22 protein-coding genes and 1 pseudogene are annotated in these 22,066 nt (G+C 65.6%); 10 read left to right on the top strand and 13 right to left on the bottom strand.

Annotated elements, in window-relative coordinates:
• Positions 1-130: 130 nt before the first annotated feature.
• Positions 131-1,165, top strand: a complete 1,035-nt coding sequence (locus QF040_RS07700; RefSeq protein WP_429614628.1) for an IS110 family transposase — start codon at positions 131-133, stop codon at positions 1,163-1,165.
• 579 nt (positions 1,166-1,744) lie between these two features.
• The gene (locus tag QF040_RS07695) at positions 1,745-1,906 is read left to right on the top strand and encodes a hypothetical protein (RefSeq protein WP_429610544.1); all 162 of its coding nucleotides are present in this window, start codon (positions 1,745-1,747) and stop codon (positions 1,904-1,906) included.
• 49 nt (positions 1,907-1,955) lie between these two features.
• On the opposite strand, the gene tnpC is transcribed toward QF040_RS07695, so the two are convergent.
• The 4 genes from tnpC to QF040_RS07675 form a co-directional block, all read right to left on the bottom strand.
• A complete protein-coding gene (gene tnpC / locus QF040_RS07690; RefSeq protein ID WP_429610543.1) occupies positions 1,956-3,512 on the bottom strand; it encodes an IS66 family transposase in 1,557 nt (518 codons plus the stop codon).
• 75 nt (positions 3,513-3,587) lie between these two features.
• Positions 3,588-3,923 (bottom strand): IS66 family insertion sequence element accessory protein TnpB, encoded by a 336-nt coding sequence (gene tnpB / locus QF040_RS07685; RefSeq protein WP_429610542.1) that lies wholly within the window; start codon positions 3,921-3,923, stop codon positions 3,588-3,590.
• Complete coding sequence (locus tag QF040_RS07680) at positions 3,920-4,285, bottom strand: transposase (RefSeq protein ID WP_429610541.1); 366 nt, start codon at positions 4,283-4,285, stop codon at positions 3,920-3,922. The genes tnpB and QF040_RS07680 overlap by 4 nt, the downstream gene beginning before the upstream one ends.
• A 420-nt stretch (positions 4,286-4,705) precedes the next feature.
• Entirely contained in the window at positions 4,706-4,978 is a 273-nt protein-coding gene (locus QF040_RS07675) for a helix-turn-helix domain-containing protein (protein ID WP_429610540.1), read from the bottom strand.
• 228 nt (positions 4,979-5,206) lie between these two features.
• Between QF040_RS07675 and QF040_RS07670 the strand changes: the two genes are divergently transcribed.
• Complete coding sequence (locus QF040_RS07670) at positions 5,207-5,779, top strand: helix-turn-helix domain-containing protein (RefSeq protein WP_429610539.1); 573 nt, start codon at positions 5,207-5,209, stop codon at positions 5,777-5,779.
• A 46-nt stretch (positions 5,780-5,825) separates the two neighbouring features.
• Here QF040_RS07670 and QF040_RS07665 read toward each other — a convergent pair whose 3' ends face one another.
• From QF040_RS07665 to QF040_RS07630, 8 genes are all read right to left on the bottom strand, one after another.
• Complete coding sequence (locus QF040_RS07665) at positions 5,826-6,623, bottom strand: HpcH/HpaI aldolase family protein (RefSeq protein ID WP_307645586.1); 798 nt, start codon at positions 6,621-6,623, stop codon at positions 5,826-5,828.
• A gap of 49 nt (positions 6,624-6,672) precedes the next feature.
• Positions 6,673-7,671, bottom strand: a complete 999-nt coding sequence (locus tag QF040_RS07660) for a Bug family tripartite tricarboxylate transporter substrate binding protein (protein WP_429610538.1) — start codon at positions 7,669-7,671, stop codon at positions 6,673-6,675.
• Positions 7,672-7,681: 10 nt separating this feature from the next.
• Positions 7,682-8,698, bottom strand: coding sequence for a Bug family tripartite tricarboxylate transporter substrate binding protein (locus tag QF040_RS07655; protein ID WP_429610537.1), 1,017 nt, complete (start codon positions 8,696-8,698; stop codon positions 7,682-7,684).
• 46 nt (positions 8,699-8,744) lie between these two features.
• Positions 8,745-9,824 (bottom strand): LacI family DNA-binding transcriptional regulator, encoded by a 1,080-nt coding sequence (locus tag QF040_RS07650; RefSeq protein ID WP_429610536.1) that lies wholly within the window; start codon positions 9,822-9,824, stop codon positions 8,745-8,747.
• Complete coding sequence (locus QF040_RS07645) at positions 9,821-10,588, bottom strand: SDR family NAD(P)-dependent oxidoreductase (RefSeq protein WP_429610535.1); 768 nt, start codon at positions 10,586-10,588, stop codon at positions 9,821-9,823. The genes QF040_RS07650 and QF040_RS07645 overlap by 4 nt, the downstream gene beginning before the upstream one ends.
• On the bottom strand, positions 10,588-11,907 hold the full coding sequence (gene hisD, locus QF040_RS07640) for a histidinol dehydrogenase (protein WP_429610534.1): 1,320 nt from the start codon (positions 11,905-11,907) through the stop codon (positions 10,588-10,590). Before hisD ends, QF040_RS07645 begins: the two co-directional genes overlap by 1 nt.
• 284 nt (positions 11,908-12,191) lie before the next feature.
• Positions 12,192-13,151 (bottom strand): WG repeat-containing protein, encoded by a 960-nt coding sequence (locus tag QF040_RS07635; protein ID WP_429610533.1) that lies wholly within the window; start codon positions 13,149-13,151, stop codon positions 12,192-12,194.
• Positions 13,152-13,581: 430 nt separating this feature from the next.
• A complete protein-coding gene (locus QF040_RS07630; protein ID WP_429610532.1) occupies positions 13,582-13,965 on the bottom strand; it encodes a hypothetical protein in 384 nt (127 codons plus the stop codon).
• Between the two features lie 17 nt (positions 13,966-13,982).
• Between QF040_RS07630 and QF040_RS07625 the strand changes: the two genes are divergently transcribed.
• Positions 13,983-16,505, top strand: a complete 2,523-nt coding sequence (locus tag QF040_RS07625) for an RICIN domain-containing protein (RefSeq protein WP_429610531.1) — start codon at positions 13,983-13,985, stop codon at positions 16,503-16,505.
• A gap of 42 nt (positions 16,506-16,547) precedes the next feature.
• On the opposite strand, the gene QF040_RS07620 is transcribed toward QF040_RS07625, so the two are convergent.
• A complete protein-coding gene (locus QF040_RS07620; RefSeq protein WP_429610530.1) occupies positions 16,548-17,027 on the bottom strand; it encodes a DUF5071 domain-containing protein in 480 nt (159 codons plus the stop codon).
• 204 nt (positions 17,028-17,231) lie between these two features.
• Between QF040_RS07620 and QF040_RS07615 the strand changes: the two genes are divergently transcribed.
• From QF040_RS07615 to QF040_RS07590, 6 genes and pseudogenes are all read left to right on the top strand, one after another.
• Positions 17,232-17,750, top strand: a complete 519-nt coding sequence (locus QF040_RS07615) for a hypothetical protein (protein WP_429610529.1) — start codon at positions 17,232-17,234, stop codon at positions 17,748-17,750.
• Positions 17,751-17,768: 18 nt separating this feature from the next.
• A pseudogene (locus tag QF040_RS07610) lies at positions 17,769-18,231 on the top strand (transposase); the annotation flags it as partial.
• Between the two features lie 327 nt (positions 18,232-18,558).
• Positions 18,559-18,912, top strand: coding sequence for a hypothetical protein (locus QF040_RS07605; protein ID WP_429610528.1), 354 nt, complete (start codon positions 18,559-18,561; stop codon positions 18,910-18,912).
• A 248-nt stretch (positions 18,913-19,160) separates the two neighbouring features.
• Positions 19,161-20,306 (top strand): TolC family protein, encoded by a 1,146-nt coding sequence (locus tag QF040_RS07600; RefSeq protein ID WP_429610527.1) that lies wholly within the window; start codon positions 19,161-19,163, stop codon positions 20,304-20,306.
• Positions 20,303-20,929 carry a hypothetical protein gene (locus QF040_RS07595; RefSeq protein ID WP_429610526.1) on the top strand — a complete coding sequence of 209 codons (627 nt, stop codon included), beginning with the start codon at positions 20,303-20,305 and terminating at the stop codon, positions 20,927-20,929. The genes QF040_RS07600 and QF040_RS07595 overlap by 4 nt, the downstream gene beginning before the upstream one ends.
• A complete protein-coding gene (locus QF040_RS07590; RefSeq protein ID WP_429610525.1) occupies positions 20,926-22,062 on the top strand; it encodes an efflux RND transporter periplasmic adaptor subunit in 1,137 nt (378 codons plus the stop codon). Before QF040_RS07595 ends, QF040_RS07590 begins: the two co-directional genes overlap by 4 nt.
• The last annotated feature ends 4 nt before the right edge of the window (positions 22,063-22,066 follow it).

Genomic DNA, 22,066 nt, shown 5'->3' with positions numbered 1-22,066 from the left:
CGCACCACGCATGGCATTTCGGACAGGAGGATCAAGCGTAAGCAATGGGATGGACGCCCCCACCCGTACCGGCATTCGCGTGCCACAGTGGAAGTGTCACCAACCACTTGAACCGAAAGGGGCGACCACCATGAAGATTACGACTGTTGGCATCGACCTTGCCAAGAACGTGTTCCAGATCCACGGCATCGACGAGCATGGCAAGGCGGTGTTGAAGAAGCAGTTGCGGCGCGACCAGATGGCTGCGTTCTTCGTCAACCTGTCGCCTTGCCTGATCGGCATGGAGGCTTGCGGCAGCGCGCACCACTGGGGGCGCAAGCTGCAGAGCATGGGCCACACGGTGCGGCTGATGGCTCCGCAGTTCGTCAAGCCCTACGTGAAGACCAACAAGAACGATGCGGCCGACGCAGAAGCCATCTGCGAAGCGGTCGGGCGGCCGAACATGCGCTTCGTCCCGGTGAAGAACGTCGAGCAACAAGCAGTCCTGGCGCTGCACCGGGTCCGGCAGGGATTCGTACGGGCGCGCACAGCGCAGGCGAACCAGATCCGCGGGCTACTGGGCGAGTTCGGCCTCATCGTGCCGCAGGGCATCGGCCACATCGCCAAGCGTGTCCCCGAGCTGATCGAAGACGGTGCCAACGAACTGCCGGGTGCGTTCCGACTGCTCATCCAGCGGCTGCTTGATCACCTCAAGGAGCTGGATCGCCAGGTCGAGGAGCTCGAAGACAAGATTCATGCATGGCATCGCAGCAGCGACCTCAGCCGCAAGCTGGCCATGATCCCTGGCATTGGACCGATCACCGCCAGCGCGCTGGTCGCATCGATCGGTGATGCGAAGAACTTCGACGGCGGTCGGCAGGTCGCTGCCTGGCTCGGCTTGGTTCCACGGCAGCATTCCTCGGGTGGAAAGTCAAACCTGCTTGGCATGAGCAAACGTGGCGACACCTACCTGCGTACATTGTTGATCCACGGCGCGCGCTCGGTGATCTACCGCGTGAGCCAGCGGGCCGACGCATGCAGTTGGATCAGCTCAGTCGTCAACCGACGAAACAAGAACGTGGCCGCAGTGGCGCTCGCGAACAAGAACGCGCGAATCGCGTGGGCGCTGCTTGCGCATGACCGGCAGTTCGACGCCGGCTACGTGCACAGCACAGCAGTGGCTTGAGTCAGAGTAACCAGCAACAACAACGTCAGGGAACAAACCACCGATTGCTCAGGCGATCATGAAGTGATGGCAAGACAGGTCAGACCGTGGTTGGCAAAGCCCGCGCCGGACGAGGCACCCAGAGTGCGTGTAAGCGATCGAGGCGTCAACCAGCAAATCCCATCAGGGACAGCGGCTCAAAAGGCTGCCTCAAAGTCCGGATGTACGGGTGCAATCTTTACCTTCGAGTCGTTGCAGATGGAGAGCTTGGCATAGGGGGCGTCCATGTACGTCCGGCCAACACATGCAGGATGCGGTGGGGCGAGCAATTAGGTCGTGGTGCTTCGAGCTCTCTATGATCTCAAGATGCTCTCCCCAACGACCCTGGAGTTTCTTGATGTGCTCTGTCGCGCCTCGCATGAGGCATACCCCGAGGGTGGCACGCTCTGGACCTATGTCGAGGCAGCGAACCAGGGTCACTCCAGGTTCCGGGATTCACGGCGAACTCCCGCCGCTGATGCACTCAGCATCGCTGAGCTCGCAAGATGGCTTCAGTGGGCTCAAGGGGACAGAGCGCCAACTAGCAGCGCTTCTATCGACATGGCGAACAAGCTGGTCGCGCTTCTTCGCGAGGATCTTGGTTTGGTCGACTTGCTCTGGTCGTTCGAGGACGGCGGGTCCGACATGAGCGCCAATATCTACATGGCACGTTCGATCGACAATCGTTTCTTCGCGCTGGAGCTTTGGTGGTCGGAGGACTGAGTACCGCCAGTCGCGACGCTGATAGCAGTTTTTCCCGGACGGTGCGCTGTCAGACCGGCTGCCAGCGATGCGGCAGCAACTCCCCCACGAGACGCGCTTTGTGCGTGGGCAGGCGCTGCAGGACGTCCTTTAAGTACGCGTACGGATCGAGCCCGTTGAGCTTGGCCGACTGAATCAAGCTCATCACCGCGGCCGCGCGTTGCCCCGCTCGCAGCGAGCCCGCGAACAACCAGTTCGAGCGCCCGAGAGCAATCGGACGGATCTGGTTCTCCACCCAGTTGTTGTCGATGGGCAATTGCCCATCGTCGATATAGCGTATGAGCGCAGTCCATCGCTTCAGGCTGTAGTCCAGCGCCCTTGCCAGCGCAGTGCCGTCGGTTGCTCGCAGTCGATGCGCAATCATCCAGGCATGCAACGCATCAGCGACCGGTCGTGCCTTCTGCCGGCGAATCTCAAGCCGCTGTTGCGCGCCCAGATCGCGCACCTCGCGCTCGATCTCGTAGAGCTGCCCAAAGAACTTCAGCGCCTGCTCGGCCACCGCGCTCTTGTTGCTCGTGTGCAGCTCGAAGAACTTGCGCCGCGCATGGGCCGCGCAGCCGACCTCGGTGATGCCTTGGGTGAAGCTGGCCTTGTACCCCGCATAGTCATCGCAGACCAGCTTGCCCTTCCATGGCTCATTGCCCCGTTGCAGGAACGCTCGAGCATGCTCGCCGGCACGGCTGTCCGCGAAGTCGTAGACCACGGCCTTCAGCCCCTCGAAGACGCCAGGGCAGTACGCCCACAGGTAGGCCTTGTGCGTCTTCTTCTTGCCTGGCGCGAGCATTGCCACCGGCGTCTCATCGGCATGCAGCACGCCGTGGCTCAGGACCTCGTCCTTGAGAGCATCCACCAGCGGCTGCAGCTGTACGCCGCACACACCCACCCATTCGGCCAGCGTAGAGCGAGCCAGCGGCATGCCAGCGCGCGCGAAGATGCTTTCCTGGCGGTATAACGGCATGTGGTCGGCGTACTTGGCCACCAGCACCTGGGCCAGCAGGCCGGCCGTCGGGATGCCCTTGTCGATGACCTGCGCAGGCACGGGTGCCTGGATCAGGGTCTCGCACTTGGCGCAGGCCCACTTGCCCCGGACGTGGCGCTCCACCGTGAACACACCTGGCGTGTAGTCGAGCTTCTCGCTCACGTCCTCGCCGATGCGCTGGAGCACGCAGCCGCATTTGCAGGTCGTGGATTCAGGTTCGTGGTGGAACGATGTGCGCGGCAGGTGCGCAGGCAGCGGGTGACGCCGGGGCTGCTGCGGATCCGAGGGCCGCGGCCTGGAGCGCAGCAAGTCGAGCTCCAGTTCGACGGCGGCGATGTCGGCGTCAACGCTCTCGTCGAGCAGGCTCTTCTGTGCGGCGTCGAGTTGTTCGCTGCGAGCGCTGAACTTCCAGCGCTTGAGGACCGCAATCTCATGGGTGAGCTGGTCGATACGCGCCTCGCTCCAGACGAGCTTGCGATCCTTCATCAGGATCTCGCTGTCGGAGTGCGACAGCCGCACCAACAAGTCCTGCGCCAGCGCGCGCAACTCGGCCTCGCCGAGGCCCTGGAGTTGTTCGCTGGTGAGCATGGGCGCCAGTGTCGCGAACTCTGCGGCACGGGCCTATTCGCAAACGCCCCAATTGCTGCGGGGGCCGCCTCCCACTCACGCCATGGTGATGGCGCCTGCATCGCCCAGGCGCTGCCAGGGCAGCCCGAGCACGAGCGCATCGAGCTGTTCACGAGACAGGGCCATCTGCGCTCCCAGGGCGGTGTTGGCCCAGAGGAATCGGCCTTGATGCAGCCGGCGCGCACACAGCCAGATCCCGATGCCGTCGTGCACCAGCACCTTCATGCGGTTGGCGCGTCGATTGGCAAAGAGGTAGGCGTGGTGCGGCTTGGCCGACCCGAAGACCTGGACGACGCGCGACAGCGCGGTGTCGGTGCCCGCGCGCATGTCCAACGGCTCGGCCGCCAGCCACACCGCATCGATACGGATCACCGCAGCAGCTCGCGCATCCAGGCCGCGCACTCGGACGCGGCCGTCATGGGCCACGAGACCTTGACCGTGAGCGCGCCGCGGCGCAGTTCGATGACGAGTTCTTGCGCCGGCGTGGGTTGCGAGGCCGCGAGCGGCAGCGCGATAAAGGAGTGTGCGGGCATCGGGCTCTCAACCGCCTTGCGCGCCGGCGGCGCCGCAGCCATCCGGCGCCACTTGTGCACCAGGTTCGCGTTCAGGCCATAGGCCAGCGCGATGCCGGCCACTGAAGCTTCGGGCTTGGCGCATTCGGCCAGCACCTGGCTCTTGAGGGCTGCGTCATGCCGCCGCCGGGGGAGTCGTTTGGAGTCTTGAATGGTGTCCACCTGTGAGTCTGGTGGACACCATGCTGGTCGGGCCTCCCGGCGGATTCAAGATGGGTTGGCCGGACGCATACGATCAAGCTCGCCAAGGCTGAAGTCAAGAGGGCCGAGCTGCTCCAGTTCAAGCGCATTTCACACGCTAAGAACAGTTCGCGATCCGGGGCGACGTCCGCAGGCGACCAAATTGATGATGCCGTGGTGCAAGTTAGGAAGGACTTTGCTCACCAGATCGCGGCGGCCAGCGTGATGAATATCGCTTGGTCAAGTCCATGGATGCTTACAGCAGGTTATCGAGTACTGACGTAAGGCCTACGGGACAGCGCTGCACACCTGTCTTTTTGCCAAGAAGGCGATTTTGAGAAGGCGAAGCGCCCCTTTCGCGTCCGGTGAGCGATCACCTTCAACTCAAGGGCGTCACGAGCCTTACCCGATCGTCGACTTGACCCGGAGTTCCTTCCTGTAGCGCTTCATCAAGGAGTCCATAAGCTCCGACGGGTCCACCGCGAGTCCATTGCATAAGAAGATGAGACTGGTCAATGAAGGGCTGGTAGCGGCCGTCTCCAATTTGGCGATGAACGTGCGATTGAGGCCTGACGCAAATCCAAGCTCCTCTTGATTGAACCCGCGCACTGCCCGCCGAGCCTTCAGCTCGGCCGCAAAGGCTCTCAGTAGTGCGGGATCCTGCGTCGATCGCATGCAACGAATCTCGCTGCATGGACTTCTTTATGCACCCGCTTGTATGGTACATAATGAATTTGCTGGTCGGGCTAGAACTGTAGACCGGCTACCGAGATTCATAGCCTTTGCCATCCATTACGAATCCAGATGATGCGTCAACAAGTCGCCTCGCCTTTGCCAACAGCTCGACCTTTGCGGTTGCCGGCCGCTGTGACGCGTGCCCGACCGCGGCAACCCGCTCCGGTCGTGCGCAGCCTGTCCGCTGCACGCATCGGTGCGCAGGTGAGGGCGCTCCGCATGACGGCTGATGTCTCAGGTGGGGAGCTGGCGAAGCTGTCGGGGATTTCTTCCTCGATGCTCTCACGCATCGAGCGCGGTCTGGTCTCGCCTTCGGTGGAGACACTGGAGCGGCTCGCGAATGGTTTGGGTGTGCCGGCATCGCGCTTCTTCGGCGATCAGGCGCGCCGCACGGACTTTTGCCATGTGCGCGCAGGGCAGGGCGTTGTGGTTGATCGCGTCGGTGCGGTTTCAGACTACCGCTACGAGTTGTTGGGGCATCTGCTGTCGGGCAACCTGTTCGTCGAGCCCTACCTGGTCACACTGCTGCCCGGTGCCGACCCCTACGTGACCTTCCAGCATCCGGGCCTCAAGTTCCTGTACTTCCTGTCCGGGGAGGTCAGCTACCGCTACGGCAGCAGGGTGGTCGAGGTGGGGGCAGGGGACTCGCTGCAGTTCGAGGCGACCGCACTGCACGGGATCGAGGCCATTCAGCAGGGGCCAGTCTCTTACCTGTCGGTGGTGTTCACACTGCGGGAATGAGGACACGCGGGCTCCGCGTGCTTTCCTTCGGCGCTTCCAGCACCCGTCAGTAGCCGAGCTTGCCCGCCGCGGGGCGCCGTCCACCCGCGCTCGCGGTCTGCTGGAAAGCCTGCGTGATCAGGCCGGTCGTGGTGCCCGCGAAATAGCGGGCGCCCCACTGGCCGTACTTGTCCTCGTCCTCGGGCGTGAGCGCGATCACGCCGCCGCAGTTGCCGGCATCGCGGATCGCGCAGAGTGCGCGCTGGATCGCGGCTTCGACTTCGGGCGCTTTCCAGTTGTTGTCGAAACCCATGGCGTGGGAGAGATCGTTGGGGCCGACGAAGACGGCATCGACACCGGGCACGGCCGCGATGGCCGCGGCCTGCTCCACGGCTTCGGGCGTCTCGATCATGACGATCAGCGCCACGCCCGCATTGCTGCGTTCGGTGTGCGCCACGCCAGGAAAGGCGCCGTAGCCGGCCGCACGCGGACTGAACGCGCTGCCGCGCCGACCGGTGCGCGGATAACGCACCTGCTGCACCAGGTCGCGCGCCTCCTCGGCGCTGCCGACCATGGGGATCTGCACACCGCTCGCGCCCATGTCGAGCACGCGGGAGATGTCGTGGCGAAGGCACCGCACCACCGGCACGATGCCGCTTGCGCGCGCCGCGCGCAGCATGTGTTCGGTGGTCTCGAGGTTGGCGCTGCCGTGCTCGTTGTCGAGGATGACGAAGTCGAAACCGGCGTAGCCGCACATCTCGACGATGGCGGGACTCGGCAGCGAATTGAACAGGCCGCGCAGCCGCTGGCCACTGCGGAGCAGGGCAGGCAGGCGTGTGTCCAACGGATGGTGAGTGGTGTCCATGGTGTGTGGTCCGTCCTTCAGTGGCAGGGATGGCGGCGGGTCGTAGCGCTCATTCGATGCTGACGTGGTTCGCCTTGATGATCTCGGCGAACTTGCGCGTCTCGTCCTGGATGAACCGCCGAAAGGCCTCGGGTGTCATCGGCCGGGGCGTGAAGCCCTGCGCGGCAAGGCGCTCGACCACCGCGGGTGATCGCAGCACGGCGACCACTTCGGCGTTGAGCCAGTTCACGACCGGCGCGGGCGTCGCGGCAGGCGCGAGCAGTCCGAGCCACGTGGCGGCCTCGAAGCCCGTGACGCCCGATTCGGCCACCGTCGGCAGGTCGGGGGCGAGCGGCGAGCGCGCGGTGCTGGTCACGGCCAGGGCCTTGGCCTGGTTGTTTTTGGCGAACGCCAGTGCGGTCGTCATGTTGTCGAACTGCATGTCGATCTGCCCGCCGGCCAGGTCGACGAGCGACTGGCTGCTGCCCTTGTAGGGCACATGCACCGCGGTGGCTCCGATGCGATTGAGGAACATCAGGGCGGTCAGGTGCTGCGAGGTGCCGTTGCCGCTCGAGCCGTAGGACACGGCATCGGGCTTGGCCTTGATCACCGCGACCAGCGACTTCACGTCGGTCGCGCCCGACTTGTTGCCGGCCAGGAGCACCAGGGGCGTGCTCGCGAGTTGGGTCACGGGTGCGAAGTCCTTGTCGATGCTGTAGCCGATCTTCTTGAGCAACGTGGGATTGACGGACAGCGCCGTCTGGGTGCCCAGCAGCAGGGTATAGCCGTCGGGCTTGGCGCGCGCGACGAACTCGGTGCCGATGCCGCCGCCCGCGCCTGCCTTGTTGTCGACCACCACTGCGGTGCCCCAGCGCTTGCCGAGCTCGTCGGCCACCAGGCGCGCGACGATGTCGGTGGCGCCGCCGGGCGCGAAGGGCACGACGATGGTGACGCGGCCGGTGGCCGGGTAGCCGCCGGGACCGGCCGCGGACTGCGCCGACGCAAGGACGGCCACGCTGCAGCAGGCTGCGAGCAGGAGGATGCGGCGCAGGAAGGAGGTGTGCTTCATCGGTTCGTCCTCATTCGGCCTGGATGCCGGCGTCCTTGATGACCTTGCCCCACTTGGCGATCTCGGCGCGTTGGAAAGCGCTGAACGCCTCCGCAGTGCGCCCGTCGGGCTCCACCCCGAGGCCGCGCAGCTTCTCCTGCACATCGGGCATCGCGACGATGGCGGCGACCTCGCGCGCGAGACGGTCGACCACCACCTTGGGCGTACCCGCCGGCGCGAACACGCCTTGCCACGACTGCATCTCGAAGTTCGGCGCACCCGCTTCGGCCAGCGTCGGCACGCCGGGCAGGCTGGCCAGTCGCCTGGCCGCGGTGACGCCCAGCACCTTCACGCGCCTGCCGTCGATCATCGGCCGCGCCGCCGCGACAGTCTCGAACACCATGTCGATCTGCCCGCCGACCAGGTCGACGATCGCCTGCGAGCCGCCCTTGTAGGCGATCTGGCGCATGCGCGTCTGCGTGATGCTCTCGAACAGCTGTCCCGACAGATGCTGCGAGGTGCCCGGGCCTGCCGTGCCGTAGGTCAGGCTGTCGGGCTTGGCCTTGAGTTCCGCGATGAGCTGCGCCACGGAATTGAAGCGGCTGCCTTCGGGCACCACGAGCACGTTGCTCACCATGCCCACGAGATTGACGGGCGCGAAGTCCTTCACGGGGTCGTAGCCGAGGTTCTTGTTGAAGAACGGATTGACCGCGTGGGTGGTGATGGTGCCGCCCATCAGGGTGTAGCCATCGGCCGGCGCGCGCGCGACGGCCTGCGTGCCGACGATGCCCGAGACGCCGGGCCGGTTGTCGATGATGACCGGCTGGCCGAGCCGCTCGGCCAGGTGCTGGGCCACGAGGCGCGCGACGCCGTCGGACACGCCGCCCGGGGAGAAGGGCACCACGTACTTGATCGGCTTGGCAGGCCAGGCGGGAGAGGTGGGAGAACTGGAAGCGGCGGGCGCCTGCGCGCGAGCGGCGCCGGCAAGCACGCCGAGCGTGGAGAGGGCCAGCGCAGCGAGCAGCGCGGGGCGGATTCGGGGGCTCATGGGATCTGTCTCCTGGAATGACTGACGGATGAATCGTTTGTCCCGCTCAGGCGGGCTTCGGGGTCTTGGTGCGCGCCGAGGTCTTCGGGCTGCGGCGGGCCGGCGGGCGCGCGGCGCGCACCGAGTCGCGCTCGACCACCCGGCACGGAATGACCACGTTGCGCGGCTGCGCGTCGTCCTGCATCTGCTCGTGAAGCAGCTCGACGGTGGCCTCGACCATCGGCTCGACGCCCTGCACGACGGTCGTGAGGCGGTAGGCGCCCCAGGCGGCCTGCGGCACGTCGTCGAAGCCGACCACGCTCACGTCCTCGGGCACGCGCAGACCCAGCTCCTGGCGCAGCACGTCCATGACGGCGATGGCCATGTGGTCGTTGGCGACGAACACGGCGTCCGGGCGCTGGGCGGCCGGGACGCCGGCGAACATGGCGCGCGCGGCCTCGCCGGCGCGCTCGAAGCTGTAGTGGCCGACCTCGCGCCGGAAGAGCGAGGCGCCCGCCTGCACGAGCGCATCGCTGAAGCCCCGTTCACGTTCGAGGTTGGTCGACGACTTCTCCAGGCCCGCGAGGAAGGCGATGCGCTTGTGGCCGCGCGAGAGCAGCAGCTCGGCCACCATCCGTCCGCCCTCGCGGTTGTCGGAGGTGACCGAACTGGTGGTGTGGCGCGCGAAGGCGCTGGTGTCGGGCACGCGGTTGAAGAGCACGACCGGCACGCCGGAATCGGCGCACTGGCGCGCGAGGTCGGGCGACAGCATGGCCGAGGCCATGACGATGCCGTCGATCTGGTACTGCAGGATCTCGTCGAGCACGCCGTCGGTCTCGTCGCCGTCGCTGATGAACATCAGCACGTGGTAGCCCTGTTTCTGCAGCTTCTGCGAAAGTTTCTCGATCACCAGGGGATAGAACTGGTTTTCCAGGTACCCCATGACCAGCGCGATGATGCGGCTGCGCCGCGTGATGAGGCTGCGGGCCATGGCGTTGGGCCGGTAGCCCAGCGACTTGGCCGCGATCATCACGCGGGCGCGGGTGTCTTCGGAGACGCTCGCGCCCGGCGTGAAGGTGCGGCTGACGGCCGACTGCGACACGTTGGCGAGGCGGGCCACGTCCTGCGCGGTGGCGTTGGATCTCATGCTGCGCTCCAGCCGCCGTCGAGCATCAGGGCGCTGCCGGTCATGAGGCTGGATGCCTCGCTGGCCAGGAACACCACCGCGCCCATGATCTCCTCGGTCCTGCCCAGGCGCCCGAGCGCGATGCGTTCGGTGACCCAGCCGCGGAAGGCGGGGTCGGCGAACATGTCCGCCGTCATCGCGGTCTCGATGAAGGTCGGGCAGATCGTGTTGACGCGGATGCCGGCCCCGCCCAGTTCCCAGGCCAGCGCTTTGGTCATGCCTTCGACCGCATGCTTGCTCGCGCAGTAGAGCGTGCGGCGGGGGCTGCCGACCACGCCCATCTGGGAGGAAATCGTGATGATGGAGCCCGGCAGCTTCGCCGCGAGCAGCCCGCGCGCCACCGTCCGCGTGACGAAGAGCGTGGCCTTGACGTTGAGGTCGAGCACCGCGTCGATGTCCTCGTCCTGCACGTCGACCAGGGGCTTGGGCCGGTTGAGGCCGGCGTTGTTCACCAGAATCTGGAACGGCGCGGCCGCTTCCAGCGCGGCGGTTACGGCGGCCGAGTCGGTCACGTCGAGCACCAGGTGGTCGCATGCGCCGCCTTCGGACCGGATCAGCGCGCACGCCTGGCGCAGCTCGTCGCCCGAGCGTGCGGCGAGCGTCACGTGCGCGCCGGCGCGTGCCAGTGCGGCCGCCGCGGCCAGGCCGATGCCGCGCCCGGCGCCGGTGACCAGCGCGCGCTGGCCGTCGACCCGAAAGCCCGGCGAACGGGGCAACGCGTCCATCACGACAGCGCCGGCACCGGCTGATACCACGGCACCTCGGCGCGCGTGCCGTAGCGGCGCACGCGCAGGTTGGCCTGTTCGCCGTGGCCGGCGAAGTTCTCCATGTGGCACAGCCGCGAGCAGTACTCGCCCATGAGCGCGCTGGCCTCGTCCGTCAGGACCTTCTGGTAAGTGCAGGTCTTGAGGAACTTGCCGACCCACAGCCCGCCGGTGTAGCGCGCGTTGCGGTTGGTGGGCAGCGTGTGGTTCGTGCCAATGACCTTGTCGCCGAAGCTCACGTTGGTGCGCGGGCCGAGAAAGAGGGCCCCGTAGTTGGTCATGTGCGCCAGGAAGTAGTCGGGGTCGCGCGTGAGCACCTGCACGTGCTCGAAGGCCAGTTCGTTGGCCTTGGCGAGCATCTCCTCCTGCGTGTCGCAGACGATCACCTCGCCGTATTCGGCCCAGCTCACCGCCGCGATGGCGGCCGTGGGCAGGATCTGCAGCTGGCGCTCGATCTGCGCCATGGTGTCGCGGGCCAGCTGCTCGCTCGTGGTCAGCAGGATGGCGGGCGAGGTGGGGCCATGCTCGGCCTGTCCCAGCAGATCGACGGCGCACATTTCGCCGTCGGCCGTCTCGTCCGCGATCACGAGCGTTTCCGTCGGACCGGCGAACAGGTCGATGCCCACCCGGCCGTAGAGCTGGCGCTTGGCCTCGGCCACGTACATGTTGCCCGGGCCGACCAGCATGTCGACCGGCGCGACGGTCTCGGTGCCCACGGCCATGGCGACCACGGCCTGCACGCCGCCGAGCACCAGGATCTCGTCGGCGCCGGCCATCGCCATGGCCGTGACGATCGCCGGGTGCGGCGCGCCCTGGTAGGGCGGCGCGGTCGCCACGACGCGCTTGACGCCCGCCACCTTGGCGGTCAGTACGCTCATGTGGGCCGAGGCCAGCAGCGGGTACTTGCCGCCCGGGATGTAGCAGCCCACTGCGTCCATCGGGATGTTGCGGTGGCCGAGGATCACGCCCGGGTAGGTCTCGACCTCGACGTCCTTCATCGAATCGCGCTGGATCTGCGCGAAGTTGCGCACCTGCTTCTGCGCGAAGGCGATGTCTTCGATCTCGCGGGCCGAGAGGCTCCTGCGCGCCTTCTCGACGGCGTCGGCGCTGAGCCGGAAGTCGGCCGGGTCCCAGTTGTCGAACTGCTTGCTGTAGCCGCGCACCGCGGCATCGCCGCGCGCTTCGACGTCCTTGATGATGCCTTCGACGGTGGCGCGCACCTTGGCATCGTCGTCGGCACGGACTTGCACGTCCTTGCCCTGCTTGAGGTATCTGATCATGGGTTTTTCCAATGGGTCTGGCGTTGCATACGAATGCAATGTCGAAACCTTGCATTCGTATGCAAACAGGGAAAACCCTTAGACGATCCGCCTCGGACCGGGCTGGCCGACCGCGCCAAGACGCAGGCGTTGGTGTCGCCTGCAGCGGGACCGCCGTGAGCCAGAAGGCGAAGCGATCTGCGCATCGCCAGGGCCGGAATGCACAGCGGGGCAGGGGCCGAGCGTGGGTGCCTTGGCAACTCACCACGGATCGAATGGCGAAGTCCGCTCCATGCCCGCTCCAGCTAACGAAGCTGGTTGCCGATCCAGGCGCCGGCGCGGGTGATGTAGCCGCGCACGCCATCGCGCACGACCTCGAGCACCGTGGGGTCGAGCGACGCATCGATCTCGTCATAGACCGGCTCGATGGCCGTATCGCCCGAGGCATCGATGGCGCCCCACCTGCCGTTGGTATGCAGAAAGATGGCAAGCCCCGCGTAGCCAAAGCCCGAGACGTCGTCGAAGACCGGGGCGATCCTCAGCTCTCCAGCCGTGTCGATGAAGCCCCATCGTGTCCCGATGCGAACCTTGGCGAGGCCGTTCGCGGCGAAGCCGGCTGCTTCCGCGTAGCGCGCAGGAATGCGCGTCTCGCCCCCGCTGCCCATGTAGCCATACCGATGGTTGCCGGCCTTGAAGGTCGCGAGTCCGCACGCATCGAATTCGCCGAACTCCTTGAACGTCGGGCGAAGCACTTCCTTGCCGGCGACATCGACAAACCCGCGATAGCCGGCGCGCCTGACCTTGGCGAGGCCGTTGGCGGCGAATGCACCGATGCCGTCATAGATCGCCGGGATCACCAGTTCTCCGCGCACGTCGATGCAACCGCAGGTGCCTTCTTCCGTGCGGATCACCGCGAGACCGCCATCGTCGAACGAGCGGGCGTGTTCGAAGTCCGCAGGGAAAGCCTTTTTCCCCTCGGCGTCCACGAAGCCGTGTCGGAAGGACTGGGCGCGATCGAGGTTGATCACCATGGCGATGCCCTGTCTCGAGAAGTCCTCGGCCTGGTGGAACGACGGACCGACCACGACGCGGCCCGTGCGATCGATGAATCCATAGCCGCTCTCGCTGTTCGGATCCAGGTGGGCGACGGCCAGACCGTTTGCGGCAAAAGGCCCGACGCTGTGGAACTGCGGCGGCACAACGATTTCGCCTGCGATATCGATGAAACCAAAAAGGCCGCTCTCGGCGGATCTGACAGGAAGCATGGATCGTTTCTAGGTTGCCGGGAGTCGGTGATGGTGCAGCGGCTTTGCGCACAGTATGGCTGTCGTTGCGACATGGTCCAGCCCATTTCACGGCAGTCTCGTCGTCCGCTGCGAGCCTGGCCAGCCCATTGCTCGGTTGCGCTACGCAGAGGCGCCATGGACGTGCAACGGGTCGGCGATTTGCTGTTCTGGCGCTTCGCAGACAGAGCATGCAGCGTATGGCATTGCACTCCGCCTTAGCGTGGAGATGCTGACGGACCGATATCGGCCCGAGACCAGTCATCGCTACCGCTTCCCAACGAAGATGAGCCGCGTGACCATTTCTACAGCGCCATGCGACCCGTCCGCCTCGAGCCACATGCGGCCTTCATAGAGCGGCGACACGAAATACATTGGTTCGAGAGCGAATTTACAGAGTACGCCCAGCGCGTCATGGCGTTCGCCGAAGAGCTCGATGGGTGAAACCAAGCAGGCATTCGCTGAATCTCGAAGTCCTGTCTTTGTGATGCATGACACGTGTCGCCAGCCCGCTGATCGGTTCCATTTCTACTACCGGATTGCCGAATAACGAAGCCGAGTAATGGAATCGCCTGCTTCCAACTACCGCGGAACTTTGAAGTATTTTCAAAGCAGCGCGCGCATGGATTAGATTTTCCGGCTTGAAGGAATAAGTCCGAAATTCTCTGGCCATGGGTTCGAGCGAAGAGACTCGGTCGTCGCTGCCTTGGTATTTGCAGGTGCCGCTTGTACGGGTGCAGATCGTCGTGCCGTTTTTACAAGCACCTGCAATCGGCGACACATGAAGATCGTTCAACTCATTGGAGTGGTTGTATGACGCAGTGGTTTTGTGTTCTTACCGGCGGCGGAGTGGGCAGCGAACAGCTTCTGTGGGCCGACGCTCCCGCGGATCTCGGCACCAATGATTCGGGACTGAACGGCACCATCGTCTACATGAAATACGCCAGTGCGGACTACACGCCGTATCTGGTCCCGCCCCAGAGCCAGATGTGGCAGCTGACCTTCGACGGCACCATCGTCAGCGCCCTCAGTCCCAATTACGTCCTCGGCCTCAGCGGCTCCAACGCCGTCCTGGTCGAGCGCGTGTCCGGCAGCGCCAGCCAGCAATGGGAATTCCAGTGGGTCCGCAACAGCGATGACGTGATGCTGGGCACGTTGCGGAACAAGGGCAACCAGCAATACCTGATCGGAAGCGGCGACTGGAGCTGGGCGGCCATCTCCACGACGGCGATGCCTGCCAGCGGGCCGACGGACCTGATGCTGTGGTACGTGCGGCCGAGCTCGCCGCCGACGAACCAGGCGCTGACCATCCGCAGCGTCGCCGCCACGACCGATGCCTCGGCGCCGATGGTCGTCAACATCGACGGGTCTTCGTTGGATCCAGGCGCGACCACGATCCTCTATCCGATGCAGCCCCACTCGCCGAATTCCATCTGGACCTACACGCCGGAGGGATTTCTGCTCAGCGCGATCAACCCCGGCCTGGCCCTGAGCTTGAACTGCAATGCCAATGTCGGGGGCGGCAGCGCGAATGGCGTCGCGACCTACCCGATCCTGCCGGCCGGCACCGGCCCGAACATGCAGCAATGGTCGTTCAACCTGGTCGATCGGGAGCTGGGGACCTACCTGATCGTCAATCAGGACGGCATGCAGGCGCTCGCCATCTCCGGCACCAGCGCCTCGGACCCGCTGCAGCTTGTGACACCGCCGGACGTCACCGACCAGAACCAGTTGTGGACCGTCAGCCCGACCTATCCGCTGGAGGTGCTGCTGGCGCAGCCGGCGGCGCCCTACCCGGCCTTCACCGACGAGGAGGCCACGGCCTACGCCTACATCAACACCCAGTTGGGCCTTGCCAAGCTCAAGACCGAGTTGAGGTCGCAATACCCCAATCTCGCCGCGCCCCTGGCCGGCTACCAGTCACGCATCGCCATGCTGGCGACCTGGATTGCCGCGAAGAATTCTCCGCAGGCCAAGGATCCGCCTTCGGGCCTGCCCGACACCGAGGCCATGCTGGCGGTGGCGAACCTGCTGAGCGAGGAACTGACCGCGGCCCAGGCCGTGCAGCAGTTGTTTCAGCAGCTGAGCACCTTCCACTCCGAGCTGGCCATCGTGACGACGAACGCGACCGCGGCGATCATCGCCGACGCCGCGATCGACACCCAATCCACGCAGACGGTCCAGATCAGCTCGGCCTCGATCATCGAAGGGCTGATGTACACGCTGGTGTCCATGGGATCGATGCTGACCGAGTTCGGCACCGCCGCGAAGGGCGTCGGCCTGCTGATGCCGGTCATCGCCAACATGTACCAGACCGGCGCGAGCACGGTGAACTCGTACCGTCAGTCGAAGGCGCAGAGCTCCCAGCGGCAGACGGACGAAAAGATCTTCTATGACTTCGAGGGGGAAGTGGCCGACGTCCAGCAGTTCCTGGCCGACAGCTTCACCGCCATCGGCAATGCCTTGGCCGCGACGGAGTCGGTCATCCTCGGCGACAGCTTCAAGACCCGGGCCGTCGCGGCGATGACGGCGTTGCCCAGCGGCGGCAACTCGCTGTTCTGGCCGCCGAGCCAGGGGCTGTCGTTGATCCCCGCGATCGTGCCGGGCTATGAGGTCGGGGTGCTGCAGGCGCTGCTGCCGACCAAGTACCAGATCTACACCGGAACATGGATCCAGGGATCGTGGCAGAGCAACCAGACCGGCATCGGCATTCCTCCCATCGGAGCACCCAGCTACTGCATCTGGGATGACGTGACCGATTCGTCCGTGGGCGCCTCCACGGTCTACTGGATTGCCTCGGTCGCCAGCCACGATTCCGGCTATCCTGGCCAGGCGACGATGGATTTTCTGAACAACAGAACCGGCGTTCGCTGGTTCAATTTCTATCGCAGGCTGGCCGGGTGGAACGGATTCGCGTCGGGCGAAAAATATCTCACCGACAACCAGACCATCCTGCTGTTCCGGAACTACACCAGCGAGACGCTGAGCATCGCGCTCGACGCGAACGATGCCCAGATCGGCTTGAACGGTCTCGGCAGCACGAGCCTGACGCTGCAGCCCTTCGGCTACCTGAGCGCAGTGCTTTTTTCGGGCAAGGACGTGGGTGGCGATCACAAGCCCGGCGCCTCGGTGAAGGTGACGACCTCCGACGGCACGTTGGTCTGGAGCGCCGGCACGGTCGGCTGGGACACCTGCTCTGCCGTCAGCTGTCCAAACAGCAACTTCGTGACCTATCCCTACAGTTCGAGCAACGCGCCCGTGACGTTCAGCAGCAGCGTCACCACGGGAACGGGCGGGTGCGAGATCGGCATCGCCCGGCCAGCCTCGGGGGCCTGAGAGATCGATCGGGCACCGGACCGGCAGGGGCCCCTGGCCTGTTCAGGCTGCAGTCTTCGCAAGGATTCTTCGAGCGATCTCATCGACCTCTTCGCCGCTTTCACCTAGGCTCGGCTCCAAGGCCATACGCAAAAGGTACGGCTCGACGGCTACTGCGAGCCTGGGCGACGGAGCAACAAGTTTGTCGAGCACCCGGTACTTCCAGACGTGATCTTCAGACTCGAAGATCATCCGCAGATGAGGCGCCAGTGGTTCGCCGATGCCAGCCAGAAAGGGTGTCAAGATCTTTGCAACGGGCCAGTTGATGTCCTGCATCCAAGTGATCAACTCAGGAAGAAGCGCCTCGACGGCCGGATAGCCGAGAGCAACGACCGCTTCTGCTTTTGGCAGATCGTGCTTGTCAACTGGCAAAAGGTGCGCTATCTCAAGGACCGCATGTTCTCGACGCCGCCGTTGCCGACGGATATCGTTGGCGATCAGAGCGATCCGAGGGCGGGAATGGGGAAGGGCGGGAAAAAGCACACAAGCGGGCCGTTGACCCGGCCAATGGAGGGACAGGGGACTTCGGCAAAGATCTGGATGCATTGACCGGGGGTACCCGACCTTGGCAACCCGGTGACAGCGCTCCGCCAGGAAGTCTCGTCGGTCCCAATGGCATCTTCGGGCGTCCCAGCAATAGCTCCGGCGGCTCGAGCATCGATATCCCGGCCAATGGCACCAAACCACATGAAACCCTACATTACTGACGCGCTCCACGACGGAAGATTCGTCCTGCCGTTCCAGGTGGAGGGACTCTCGGCGGATCAAATCAGCAAACCTTTCGAGGCTGCCCGGGTGCTGGCCTACGGGGTGCCCAACTCACAGACGCTCGAAGCCGCGTGGCTCTTCCGGCTCATATTGGACAGCGGCTGGATTCTCGACCTTTCTTCTGCTTGCACCGCCGTAGGTGGGTGGCAGGAGATCGGCAGTCTCAACCTTGGCTTCGCGCGGGAAGGAGCCGATGCGACCGCCATTGAATGGGTCATCCATCCCATGGATTTCCGGATCGCGTCGGCGGAGCGCCTGATCTTCGAAGACGCGGAGGTCTATGCCGAGAGCGGCATCGTCTTGAAGGACACGACACACGGAGAGATCGTCGTGACCGCAGGTGTTGCTCCCGGATCCGTCTCGGTGTTGATGCCGTCGTCGGCCGGGCCGCTTCAGTCGGAATTTGACATCGAGCGCTTGATACGTCGACCGCTGTGAGTTGTCGAACGCCAAGGCCGCGGGCCCTTCGACAAGACCGACTTCGTCTACATCGCCAAGGACGACGAATACCGATGCCCTGCGGGTGAACGAGCGATCTACAGGTTCAGCACGCTGGAGAGGAACGACAACAATCTGCACGTCTACTGGCCCAGCGCCTGCCCTGGTTGTGCCATGAGAGAGCAGTGCACGACCAGCAGCTACCGCCGCACTCCGACGCTGGGAACATGAAGCGGTGCTTGATCGGGTGCAGCAGCGCCTTGATCGCAAGCCTGACGCCATGACCTTACGACGACGCACCGTGGAGCACGTGTTCGGTACGTTGAAGCACTGGATGGGATCAACCCACTTCCTGACCAGGACTCTGGCGCATGTGAGCACCGAGATGAGCTTGCATGTCCTGGCCTACAACCTCAAACGGGTAATGAAGGTGCTGGGATTCGTCAGAACAATGAAGGCGATGCGACTGGCTGGGGCATGAGCCCTTGCAATCGCGCCCTCGCCGCGTAGATCGGTCTGACCGTTGCGGCGCTGGCCTGATGGCCGCGTTCTGTCTCTACTGTGCGCTGTCGAGCGGCTGGGTTCGGCATACTCATGTGCCGAGTGCGTTTCCACACAGCCTCGGCCAAAAGCGGTCGGACGTCTTTCTGCCTGTAGCGCCCGCGTCACTTCCAAGAGCAGTCCTTGACGGACAGCTGATTTTCTAAGCGCTGCGGTCACCGCCGCTCAGCAATATTTCGACCCTCAGGAAGCTTATTCGGAGCACGGGCATTCGAAGCGGCCCGGGAGCTTCCGCTAGACTTCTTGCATGCGTCGGCGCTTTGCGATCTTTCTTCTGCTGCTTTCCGCGTTCTGGCAAGCATTTGCCATCGCGGGGCAAGCGACTGCCTTCGCAGACGCGCAGGAGATTGCGCACGCAGTGCTCCATTGGCAAGAGGAAGCCCATCATCACCACGACGATGGATCAGTCGCCCTGGACGACTCCGACGAATCCCTGCAGCATGTCGTCGCTGATGGTTGCCTAGGTAACTCAGTCATCTGGTTGACCACGTCATTCACGTTCGCGCCAGCCATTGGTGCGCGCCCCCTGGTCGCCGACGAATCCCTGGCACCCGCGCCATATCTCGACGGTCTTCGACGACCTCCTCGACTGACCGCCTGAAAACGCCGTCACTCACCTCGCGCATGCGCGGGTGGGTCGTTTTCATGCGGGCGACCCCTGCCGACTGATTTCGCACGCCTTGCGGCGCGCGCGGTCCATAGGCGTTGTCGCCGCCATCCGTCAGGAATTTTGTGAAATCCGTTCCATGGTTCGTGTCCTGCGCCGTCGCAGGAAGCGTGCTCTTGGGGGCCGGGCCGGCCATCGCGCAGCCTGCCGCCTCCACGTCTTCTACCGTTGCGCCAGGTGGCGTGACGATCTCCCAGGCCTTCGAGGCCGCGTGGCTGCGCGCCGTGCAGGCGCGCGAGTCCGATGCCCAGGGTCGGCGCGCCCGTGCCGAGCAGGCGGCGGCCGCAAGCCTATGGGCCGCACCGCCCGCGGTCGAGCTGAATCACCTGAACGACCGCCTGCATTCGAACGCAGGGCGCCGCGAAACCGAGGTCGGCCTGGTGTGGCCCCTGTGGCTGCCCGGCCAGCGCGACGCCCGTGCCGCAGCCGCGGATGCCGAGTCGAAGCTGGCGGACGCCGGCACGCAGGCGGCGCGGCTGCGCGTGGCCGGGCAGGTTCGCGAGGCGGCCTGGAAGCTGTCGGCCGCAGAGGCCGAAGCGGTCGCGGTGGCGGCGCAGGCGCGTTATCTGAAAGGCATCGCGGACGACGTGCAGCGGCGTGTCCAGGCTGGCGATCTCGCAAGAGCCGATGCGCTGGCGGCACGTGCCGAGTTGCTGGAGGCCGGATCCGTTCAAAGCGATGCGGAGCAACGGCTGCAGGCTGCCCGCGCCCAATGGCGCACGCTGATCGGCTTCGAGGCTGTGCCAAAGGTTCAGGTGCTACCGACGGCGAGCGTTTCCACTGCGGCGTTGCCTGCGGAGGAACACCCGGAGTTGCGCCTGGCGGCCCAGTCTGTCGAGCGTGCCCGCAAGCGGCTCGATGCCGTCAACCTGTCGCGCCGCGACCCACCCGAACTCTCCGTGAAGTACCGGGAGGAATCGCCGGGCTACCGCGAAGCGGCGCAGCGCGGCATCGGCATCGGCCTTCGCATCCCGTTCGGCACTGACAGCCGCAACGCCCCGTTGCAGGCGGCTGCCATCGGAGAGCTCGACGTGGCCGAAGCCACCGAGCAGCGCTTGCGCGAGCGGCACGACGCCGACCTGGCGCTGACCCGAAGCGCACTGCAGAGCGCGGCGCAGCAGCTCGACGCCACGCGTGACCGCGCAGGCCTTCTGCGCGAGCGGGCCCGGCTCGTCGATGCCTCGTTCAAAGCCGGCGAGACCTCGCTTCCCGATCTCCTGCGCGCCGCCAATGCGGCAGCACAAGCCGACGCGGCACTCGCGCGCCAGCAGGCGGCACTGGGCCTGGCCCACGCCCAACTCCAACAAGCACTCGGACTTCTTCCATGATCGATTTTTCCAACACCTTGCGGCACGGGCGACATCGCCTGCTGATGTCTCTTGCCGCGCTCCTGGTGGGCGGCACTGCCCTCGCATCGCCAGGCGCCCACGGCCCCAACGGCGAGCACCTCGACGGCCCTGCGCAAACGACAGCGGGGGCCAGCAGTGCCCCGCGCATGGAGGCCAAGTCGGAAAGCTTCGAGCTGGTGGGCTATCTGCGCGGCGACGAGTTCTCGATGCTGGTCAACCGCTTCGAGACCAACGAGCCCGTGCTGAACGCCAAGGTCGAAGTCGAGACTGGCGCGCTGAAAGCGCCCGCCAAGTTCCACGCGGACATGGGCGACTACGCGGTGGACGACGCGGCCTTCCTCAAGGCCTTGAAGGCACCGGGCACGCATGCGATCGTGGTCACGATCATTGCCGGCGCCGAATCCGACCTGCTGGACGGCACGCTCAAGAGCGAAGGCGCCGATGCCGACGCAGGCACGCATTCCCATGACGACGGAGACGGCCATGGGCTTCCGCTGACCGCCTGGCTCGCCATCGCGCTGGCGGCAATCGGCGCACTGATTTACGCACTGAGCCGCCGGTCGGCCCGCAGCGCCGCAGCACGCAACGGAGGTGCCCGATGATTCGCCAACGCACCCACGGTATCGCCGTCGCGATCGCCATCGCTCTGCATCTGGGCTCCGCCTTCGCAGCGCCCGGTGCCCACGGCCCCAACGGCGAGCACCTCGATGCGCCGGGCAGCGGCACCACCACGTCTGGCCTGGCCCGGTTGCCGGACGGCAGCGTGCAGGTGCCGATGCTGGCTCAGCGGCGGATGGCCATCCGCACCCTGATCGCCAGCGAGAGCGATGCCAACGCGACGATCGAACTGTCCGGCCGCGTCGTGATGGACCCCAATGCCGGGGGACGCGTGCAGGCGGTGCACGGTGGCCGCATCGATCCCGGCCCAGCGGGCCTTCCGGTAGCCGGCCAGACCGTGCGCCGGGGCGAAGTCCTGGCGTATGTGCAGCACCACGCCGAGCCTTACGCGCTCGCGAATCAGCAATCGCAACTGGCCGAACTGCGCAGCAGCCGCGCGTTGGCCGCGCGGCGGGTCCAGCGTCTGGAGTCGCTCGAAGGCACCGTGCCGCGCAAGGACATCGACGCCGCCAGGTCCGAGCTTCAAAGCCTCACGGCGCGGGAAAAGAGCATCGGCGCCAGCATCGGCTCGCGCGAAACGCTGACCTCGCCTGTCTCCGGCGTCATCGCCCGGGCCGACGCGGTCGCCGGGCAGATCGTCGAAGCACGGGACGTGCTGTTCGAAGTGATCGACCCCGCCCGCGTGCTTGTGGAAGCAACGACCGCCGACCCCGCGTTGCCGGCGCGCGTGGGCGATGCGTCCTTGCAGGGCGTGCCCGGCGTCAGGCTGAAGCTGCTCGGCGCTGCGCGCTCCCTGCGCGATGGCGTGCTGCCGCTCACCTTCCGGGCGCAGCCCGACAAAGCCGGTACGCCCATGCCGCTGGCAATCGGACAGCCGGTCACGGTCGTTGCCTCGATCAACGAACGCATCAAGGGCTTCGTGCTTCCTGCACAAGCCGTGGTGCGCAACAGCTCGAACGAGCCGATCGTCTGGATCAAGTCCAGCGCCGAGCGCTACATCCCGCAGCCGGTGCAGTACCGTGCGCTCGATGCCGCCACGGTGGTCGTGACCCAGGGCCTGGGCGCCGACAACCGCGTGGTGGTGCAAGGCGCACCGCTGATCGCGCAGATCCGCTGAACGG

It is taken from the genome of Variovorax sp. W2I14, from assembly GCF_050435205.1.
Lineage (GTDB): Bacteria > Pseudomonadota > Gammaproteobacteria > Burkholderiales > Burkholderiaceae_C > Variovorax > Variovorax paradoxus_C.
Note: the sequence above shows the minus strand (reverse complement) of the source record. Positions and strands in the feature narration are given on the sequence as shown.

What these genes read in the sequence shown, in the direction of transcription:
- QF040_RS07595 (WP_429610526.1), top strand. Translation starts at nt 20,303, where the DNA reads ATGATCGATTTTTCCAACACCTTGCGGCACGGGCGACATCGCCTGCTG.
- QF040_RS07695 (WP_429610544.1), top strand. Translation starts at nt 1,745, where the DNA reads ATGGCGAACAAGCTGGTCGCGCTTCTTCGCGAGGATCTTGGTTTGGTC.
- QF040_RS07700 (WP_429614628.1), top strand. Translation starts at nt 131, where the DNA reads ATGAAGATTACGACTGTTGGCATCGACCTTGCCAAGAACGTGTTCCAG.
- QF040_RS07650 (WP_429610536.1), bottom strand. Translation starts at nt 9,824, where the DNA reads ATGAGATCCAACGCCACCGCGCAGGACGTGGCCCGCCTCGCCAACGTG.
- QF040_RS07590 (WP_429610525.1), top strand. Translation starts at nt 20,926, where the DNA reads ATGATTCGCCAACGCACCCACGGTATCGCCGTCGCGATCGCCATCGCT.
- QF040_RS07605 (WP_429610528.1), top strand. Translation starts at nt 18,559, where the DNA reads ATGCGTCGGCGCTTTGCGATCTTTCTTCTGCTGCTTTCCGCGTTCTGG.
- QF040_RS07655 (WP_429610537.1), bottom strand. Translation starts at nt 8,698, where the DNA reads ATGAGCCCCCGAATCCGCCCCGCGCTGCTCGCTGCGCTGGCCCTCTCC.
- QF040_RS07635 (WP_429610533.1), bottom strand. Translation starts at nt 13,151, where the DNA reads ATGCTTCCTGTCAGATCCGCCGAGAGCGGCCTTTTTGGTTTCATCGAT.
- QF040_RS07645 (WP_429610535.1), bottom strand. Translation starts at nt 10,588, where the DNA reads ATGGACGCGTTGCCCCGTTCGCCGGGCTTTCGGGTCGACGGCCAGCGC.
- tnpC (WP_429610543.1), bottom strand. Translation starts at nt 3,512, where the DNA reads ATGCTCACCAGCGAACAACTCCAGGGCCTCGGCGAGGCCGAGTTGCGC.
- QF040_RS07625 (WP_429610531.1), top strand. Translation starts at nt 13,983, where the DNA reads ATGACGCAGTGGTTTTGTGTTCTTACCGGCGGCGGAGTGGGCAGCGAA.
- QF040_RS07665 (WP_307645586.1), bottom strand. Translation starts at nt 6,623, where the DNA reads ATGGACACCACTCACCATCCGTTGGACACACGCCTGCCTGCCCTGCTC.
- hisD (WP_429610534.1), bottom strand. Translation starts at nt 11,907, where the DNA reads ATGATCAGATACCTCAAGCAGGGCAAGGACGTGCAAGTCCGTGCCGAC.
- QF040_RS07675 (WP_429610540.1), bottom strand. Translation starts at nt 4,978, where the DNA reads ATGCGATCGACGCAGGATCCCGCACTACTGAGAGCCTTTGCGGCCGAG.
- QF040_RS07660 (WP_429610538.1), bottom strand. Translation starts at nt 7,671, where the DNA reads ATGAAGCACACCTCCTTCCTGCGCCGCATCCTCCTGCTCGCAGCCTGC.
- QF040_RS07615 (WP_429610529.1), top strand. Translation starts at nt 17,232, where the DNA reads ATGAAACCCTACATTACTGACGCGCTCCACGACGGAAGATTCGTCCTG.